The organism is Sphingomonas sp., assembly GCF_048595155.1.
In the GTDB taxonomy this organism is placed as follows: Bacteria; Pseudomonadota; Alphaproteobacteria; order Sphingomonadales; family Sphingomonadaceae; genus Sphingomonas_I.
In genome coordinates, this window is record NZ_JBMDXN010000119.1 from 1 (window position 1) to 4,947 (window position 4,947).

Sequence of the window (4,947 nt, forward strand, 5' to 3'; positions counted from 1 at the left end):
GGCCCGACCCGGTGCCGGCGCCGATTATAGCCATGAACGGCGCGGCCGGAAGTAAATATGCCGACGTGCGGGTGCGGGTGGATGCACGGCTGAACAATGGACGAGCCCAGCATTTCGCCGGGGTCTACACGCTCCGCCGCGTCAACGATGTGGACGGTGCCAGCGCAGCACAGCGTCGCTGGCACATCGTTTCCGCCAAACTGAAAGCGGTGCCCGCCGGCCGGTAACAGCCGGCGGGGATTAAGGCATTAGCGGCAGCGAAGCTGCGAATTGTTCTGGTCGACAGCCTTGCCGGCAAGCGCGCCGATTGCGGCACCGATCAGCGTTCCCGCCGTACGTGAATGGCCACCGTCGATGACGTTGCCCAGGATGCCACCGGCGGCACCGCCTGCGATCAGGCCGGTCGTGCCGTCAGAACGCTTACAATAATATTGCCCGTCATTGCCACGATACACACGATCGTCGGCGGCCAACACCCGCTCCTGATATTGCGGGCCACTGCGGTAATAGCGCGAAGGATCGTAATTCGGATCGTAGCGGTCATCGTCGGGGTAATTGCCGCCATAGCTGTCCTGCCGCGACATCAACCGCACTTCGTTATAGCGATCGCGCTCGGCGAGATACCGGCTGAATTCCGCCTGATAGCGCTGCTGGGCCTGGTCCCAACGCTGCTGATCGGAGCGGGTCTGCGCGGATGCGGGCGCCGCTAGCGCTATAGGTGCGAGCGCGGCCAAGACGCCGGCAATAATCAATCGACGCATAATTTCTCCTGTTTAGACGGTGCCGGGCACCTGCCGAGGGCAAATACCCGGCCCCAACTGAACGGGCTCTTACGCGACCGTAATCAGTCCGTTAAGCTTAGCGGCAGCGTACGTTGCCGCGATCGATCGATTTACCGAGCAAAGCGCCACCGCCGGCACCCAGAACGGTTGCGAGCGTAGTCGAGCGGCCATTGGCAAGCGTGTTGCCCAACAGTCCGCCGAGCACGCCGCCGACGATCAAGCCGGTCGTCCCGTCCTTGCGCCGGCAGTAATAGCGGCCGTCATTGCCCCGATAGACGCGATCGTTGCGGCCCAACCGCCGTTCGCGGTAGTTGCCGCCGGCCCGATAATAGCGGGCCGCATCATAGCCGCCGTAGCGCGGATCCGGACGATTATAGTCATAGCGGCTGCCGTTGCGCCAATCGCCACGGTCGTTGCGGCCATGGGGTTCGCGCCGATCATCGTGGCGGCGGTTGTCGGGGCCCCAGCCGGGCTGAGCCATGACCGGGGTCGCGGCGGTGGCAGACATTGCGGCCAAAGCCACAGCTAACATGAACTTGCGCATGAACTTCCTCTCTGTCGAACATCAACAGAACGGAAAGAGGCCGCTAGGGTTGCTTACAGGATAACATAGTGCGGCTGTTGCTGCATCTGGGGAACGGCCGGCCGCGTCGTCTTGTCGCCTAAAGATCGACGCCGGCGGCGATGGCTTCCAGCTTGCGAACCCGCTCGCGCAGATCCGCCAATTCGATCCGCGCGGCAGACGCGGGGAGGCCGCTTGCCGGTTCCGGCGTGGCACCATGGCCCTGCAGGGAGAGGCGCTGTAGGGCGATCCAATCGCGCCAGCCTTTCAGCGCCGCGATGGTAATGACGACCAGCCCGGCAAAGCTGACGGCGCTGATCAGGGTCCACATCATCGGTTCGGTCATGACCGAAACTCCTTGTCGGTACGCAGCGCTTCGATTTCGCGCTCCAGTGCCAGGCCGCGGTTGCGGTCGCCGTCAGTGACGATCCGTTCCAAGACGGCAATACGGTCTTTCAGCTGGCGCATTTCGCTCTGCAGCCGCTCCAGATCCGCGTCGCTTCGTTGATGCCCTACGAAAATCTCTTCCTTGCCGCGCCCGGTGCGGACAACGCCGTACTTTGCGCGCATGACGCCGGCGATCGATACGATCAGTACGATCACCACCACCATCTCGAACGGGTTCATGGATGAGCTCCAGCAAAATAAGGATTAGTTGATCGGCGCGTCGCGCAGCCTTTCGATCTCTTCGCCCAACTGCGTCGATCGATCCGTCAGGATACGTTCGAGCACGGCGACACGCTGCTCCAGGCGATCGGTGTGGGCGGCATATTGGGCGGCCTTTTCCGCCACCATCTGCGCCTCAAGCTCCATCTTGCGCTGCTGCAGCTGGAACCAGGGCCGGATGAACACGCCGCCGAAGATCGCGAGCAAGCCGCAGCTTATGCCCAAGATCGGAATGAGAAGAGGATTGATCATAATCTGCGTCCTTAATTGCTCGGACCGCGCAGCTGCTCGATCTCATGATTGAGGCTGTAGCTGCGATCGGTAACGATCCGTTCGACTGTTGCCAGCCGATCCTTGACCGATCCGATCTCGGCCCGAAGCTGCGCGTTCTCGGACGTGAGGAGCTTCATCCGCTCCGTCGCCTCCGCATCGGACTTGGGATAGATTGCCTGCCCCCAGCTGCTTTCCAGCGGGTAGCCGTTCTTGACCCGGAGCCAGGTGGTAAACACCCAGCCCGCGGTGGCGATCATCACGACTGCGACCAGCAGCGGCGCCAGATCGCGGAGGATGAAGACATTCTCCATGACATATTCCCTGTGGCCGCGTGCGATCAGCGCAAAGCTTCGATTTCGTCGGCAAGCCGGCGGTTCTGGCTGGTGACGTGCGTCTCGACATCGGCCAGGCGGCGATCGATATCGCGGAAGCTGGCACGAACGTCGCGGATCGAATTACCGGGGCGGGCACGCACCTTCTGCCAGAATTTGCGGTCTTCCCGATTTTCATAGTCCAACTCGCGCGGCTTGTTGTCGGCCAGCCAGGCAACCACGAAATAAGCGACGAAGCCGAAGCCGCCGAAGAAGCCGGTGGCGAAATTCAAGAGCACGAAAGCGACCCGGACGAGCAGAACGTCGATACCGGTATAATCGGCAATCCCCGCGCACACGCCCAGGAATTTGCCATTCTGCTTATCGAGGTAGAAGCGGGTACGGCGCGGTGTCATCGAATTAACTCCCCTTCAGAATCTGGCGCGTGGGCTCAGGGCTCGCGCCGGCGGGTGGTCGGCTCGGACGAGCGAGCCAGATCGAAATCGTCGTCAAGCGCTCGGCTGGTTTCGCGCAGCCTCGGCTGGAAGCTGGGGCTGTCGGCGGCCACGATGCGCTCGATCGTGGTCATGCGGTCATCGAGCCTGCGGGCCAGCGCGTGCAGCTCATCCAGCAGATTTTCATCTTCCAGGCTGAGCGTGCCGTTCTTCTTCCACTGGGTCACATAGTGAAAGATCAGCCATGGCAGGCCCACGAACAGGGTCAGGATGGCAATGATCGGGATCAGCAATTCAGGGCCGTCCATCCCCTCAGCCCTCCTGATCCGGCGCGGACGCGCCCGCCACGCGGGCCTTCAGCGCCGCCAGCTCGGCATCGACCTTGTCGGCGGTGCGCAGCTCGGCGATTTCCTCCTCCAGGCTCTTCTGCACGCCCATTCCGGCGGCATCCGCGCGCCCTTCGGCAAAGTCGACGCGCCGCTCCAGCAGCTCGAAGCGGGAGAAGGCGTCTTCCACCTTCTGGCCGGCATACATTTCGCGCAGACGCGTACGGTTTTCTGCCGATTCCAGCCGGGTCGACAACGAATTCTGACGGGTGCGGGCCTCGCGCAGCTTGTTCTGCAGCTTGGCGATATCGGCTTCGCAGCTGCTCAGCGCATCGTCGATCGCGGCGATCTCTTCGCGCAGCTGCTCCGCCAGATCGGCCGTCTTCTGCTTTTCGACGAGAGCGGCCTTGGCCAGATCCTCGCGGTCGCGCGAGAGCGCCAGTTCAGCCTTCTCCACCCAGCCCTGTTGCACTGCATCGAGCTTCGCAATCTGGCGGCGCATCTCCTTCTGGTCGGCAATGTGGCGAGCAGCGGAAGCGCGAACCTCGACCAGGGTTTCCTCCATCTCCAGGATGATCATGCGGATCATCTTCGCCGGGTCCTCAGCCCGATCGAGCAGATCGGTCATGTTGGCGGCGATGATGTCTCGTGTGCGGGAGAAAATTCCCATCGTGTCTTGCTCCTGTCTTACGCGTTCCGGCCGTCACTCTGGCCATTGTTGTAATCCGGGGCGGGATAAGGGACCACCCGCCCCGGATATCGTCGTGATTACCGCACGACGACCTGGGCTGACTGCGGCGCCGGCCGGGTGAGATCGGCCCTGGCTGGGCCGACGGCTGCGAACAGGCAGGTCGCCGACATCGCGAGAGCGGCTACGCCGGAAACCATGAAGCGCTGCATGTCGGACTTGTCGAACTTGATCATGATAATCTCCCTAACCTTCCTATCGGGTCGCCGCATCGGCGTTGGCTTAGGCATTGCAGGAGCCGTGCCAAATTCAAAAAGCCCTGAATTCGGCCAAATTTCTTCGATGGCCGCCCATGTCTGTCAATTAAGACTTGCCAACATGTGGCAAAATTCGCCAATCCGTCGGCATGGATCGGGAAGCGCAATTCATCGGCCAGTCCGGGCCGTTCCTCGATGCGGTCGAACGTGCCAGCCGCGCTGCGGCGCTGAACCGGCCGGTCCTTGTGATCGGCGAGCGCGGAACCGGCAAAGAATTGGTGGCGGAACGCCTGCATCGTCTCAGTCCACGTTGGGCGGCCCCGCTGGTGACGATGAACTGCGCGGCGCTGCCGGAGACTTTGATCGAAGCCGAATTGTTCGGCCACGAGGCCGGCGCTTTCACCGGGGCCACCAAAGCGCGCGCCGGCCGGTTCGAAGAGGCGGATGGCGGCACGCTCTTCCTCGATGAGTTGGCGACCCTGAGTCAGGGCGCGCAGGAAAGACTATTGCGGGCCGTGGAATATGGGGAGGTTACGCGCATCGGCGCCTCCCGCGCGATCCGCGTCGACGTGCGCATCGTGGCAGCCACCAACGAACATCTGCCCGCCTTGGTGGACAAGGGACGCT

Annotated in this window: 11 protein-coding genes and 1 pseudogene; 2 read left to right on the forward strand and 10 right to left on the reverse strand. The window is 62.6% G+C overall.

Annotation, left to right across the window (positions count from 1 at the left end):
* A pseudogene (locus ACOJSI_RS19305) lies at positions 1-227 on the forward strand (hypothetical protein); the annotation flags it as partial.
* 21 nt (positions 228-248) lie between these two features.
* Here ACOJSI_RS19305 and ACOJSI_RS19310 read toward each other — a convergent pair.
* The 10 genes from ACOJSI_RS19310 to ACOJSI_RS19355 form a co-directional block, all read right to left on the reverse strand.
* Entirely contained in the window at positions 249-761 is a 513-nt protein-coding gene (locus ACOJSI_RS19310; RefSeq protein ID WP_420139947.1) for a glycine zipper 2TM domain-containing protein, read from the reverse strand.
* 97 nt (positions 762-858) lie between these two features.
* On the reverse strand, positions 859-1,290 hold the full coding sequence (locus ACOJSI_RS19315; RefSeq protein WP_420139948.1) for a glycine zipper 2TM domain-containing protein: 432 nt from the start codon (positions 1,288-1,290) through the stop codon (positions 859-861).
* 154 nt (positions 1,291-1,444) lie between these two features.
* A complete protein-coding gene (locus tag ACOJSI_RS19320) occupies positions 1,445-1,690 on the reverse strand; it encodes a hypothetical protein (RefSeq protein ID WP_420139949.1) in 246 nt (81 codons plus the stop codon).
* Positions 1,687-1,971, reverse strand: coding sequence for a hypothetical protein (locus ACOJSI_RS19325; protein WP_420139950.1), 285 nt, complete (start codon positions 1,969-1,971; stop codon positions 1,687-1,689). The genes ACOJSI_RS19320 and ACOJSI_RS19325 overlap by 4 nt, the downstream gene beginning before the upstream one ends.
* Positions 1,972-1,995: 24 nt before the next feature.
* The gene (locus tag ACOJSI_RS19330; protein ID WP_420139951.1) at positions 1,996-2,262 is read right to left on the reverse strand and encodes a hypothetical protein; all 267 of its coding nucleotides are present in this window, start codon (positions 2,260-2,262) and stop codon (positions 1,996-1,998) included.
* Between the two features lie 11 nt (positions 2,263-2,273).
* Complete coding sequence (locus ACOJSI_RS19335) at positions 2,274-2,594, reverse strand: hypothetical protein (protein ID WP_420139952.1); 321 nt, start codon at positions 2,592-2,594, stop codon at positions 2,274-2,276.
* A 26-nt stretch (positions 2,595-2,620) separates the two neighbouring features.
* Positions 2,621-3,010 carry an envelope stress response membrane protein PspC gene (gene pspC / locus ACOJSI_RS19340; protein WP_420139953.1) on the reverse strand — a complete coding sequence of 130 codons (390 nt, stop codon included), beginning with the start codon at positions 3,008-3,010 and terminating at the stop codon, positions 2,621-2,623.
* Positions 3,011-3,045: 35 nt separating this feature from the next.
* Positions 3,046-3,357, reverse strand: coding sequence for an envelope stress response membrane protein PspB (pspB, locus tag ACOJSI_RS19345; RefSeq protein ID WP_420139954.1), 312 nt, complete (start codon positions 3,355-3,357; stop codon positions 3,046-3,048).
* A gap of 4 nt (positions 3,358-3,361) precedes the next feature.
* Entirely contained in the window at positions 3,362-4,045 is a 684-nt protein-coding gene (pspA, locus tag ACOJSI_RS19350) for a phage shock protein PspA (protein ID WP_420139955.1), read from the reverse strand.
* Positions 4,046-4,143: 98 nt separating this feature from the next.
* Complete coding sequence (locus tag ACOJSI_RS19355; protein WP_420139956.1) at positions 4,144-4,299, reverse strand: hypothetical protein; 156 nt, start codon at positions 4,297-4,299, stop codon at positions 4,144-4,146.
* A gap of 170 nt (positions 4,300-4,469) precedes the next feature.
* Between ACOJSI_RS19355 and ACOJSI_RS19360 the strand changes: the two genes are divergently transcribed.
* The coding region (locus ACOJSI_RS19360; RefSeq protein ID WP_420139957.1) for a sigma 54-interacting transcriptional regulator at positions 4,470-4,947 on the forward strand (478 nt) is incomplete at its 3' end.

Excerpts from the sequence above, each read along its gene's own strand:
- ACOJSI_RS19335 (WP_420139952.1), bottom strand. The coding sequence starts at position 2,594 with ATGGAGAATGTCTTCATCCTCCGCGATCTGGCGCCGCTGCTGGTCGCA.
- ACOJSI_RS19320 (WP_420139949.1), bottom strand. The coding sequence starts at position 1,690 with ATGACCGAACCGATGATGTGGACCCTGATCAGCGCCGTCAGCTTTGCC.
- pspA (WP_420139955.1), bottom strand. The coding sequence starts at position 4,045 with ATGGGAATTTTCTCCCGCACACGAGACATCATCGCCGCCAACATGACC.
- pspB (WP_420139954.1), bottom strand. The coding sequence starts at position 3,357 with ATGGACGGCCCTGAATTGCTGATCCCGATCATTGCCATCCTGACCCTG.
- ACOJSI_RS19330 (WP_420139951.1), bottom strand. The coding sequence starts at position 2,262 with ATGATCAATCCTCTTCTCATTCCGATCTTGGGCATAAGCTGCGGCTTG.
- ACOJSI_RS19355 (WP_420139956.1), bottom strand. The coding sequence starts at position 4,299 with ATGATCAAGTTCGACAAGTCCGACATGCAGCGCTTCATGGTTTCCGGC.
- ACOJSI_RS19325 (WP_420139950.1), bottom strand. The coding sequence starts at position 1,971 with ATGAACCCGTTCGAGATGGTGGTGGTGATCGTACTGATCGTATCGATC.
- pspC (WP_420139953.1), bottom strand. The coding sequence starts at position 3,010 with ATGACACCGCGCCGTACCCGCTTCTACCTCGATAAGCAGAATGGCAAA.
- ACOJSI_RS19310 (WP_420139947.1), bottom strand. The coding sequence starts at position 761 with ATGCGTCGATTGATTATTGCCGGCGTCTTGGCCGCGCTCGCACCTATA.
- ACOJSI_RS19315 (WP_420139948.1), bottom strand. The coding sequence starts at position 1,290 with ATGTCTGCCACCGCCGCGACCCCGGTCATGGCTCAGCCCGGCTGGGGC.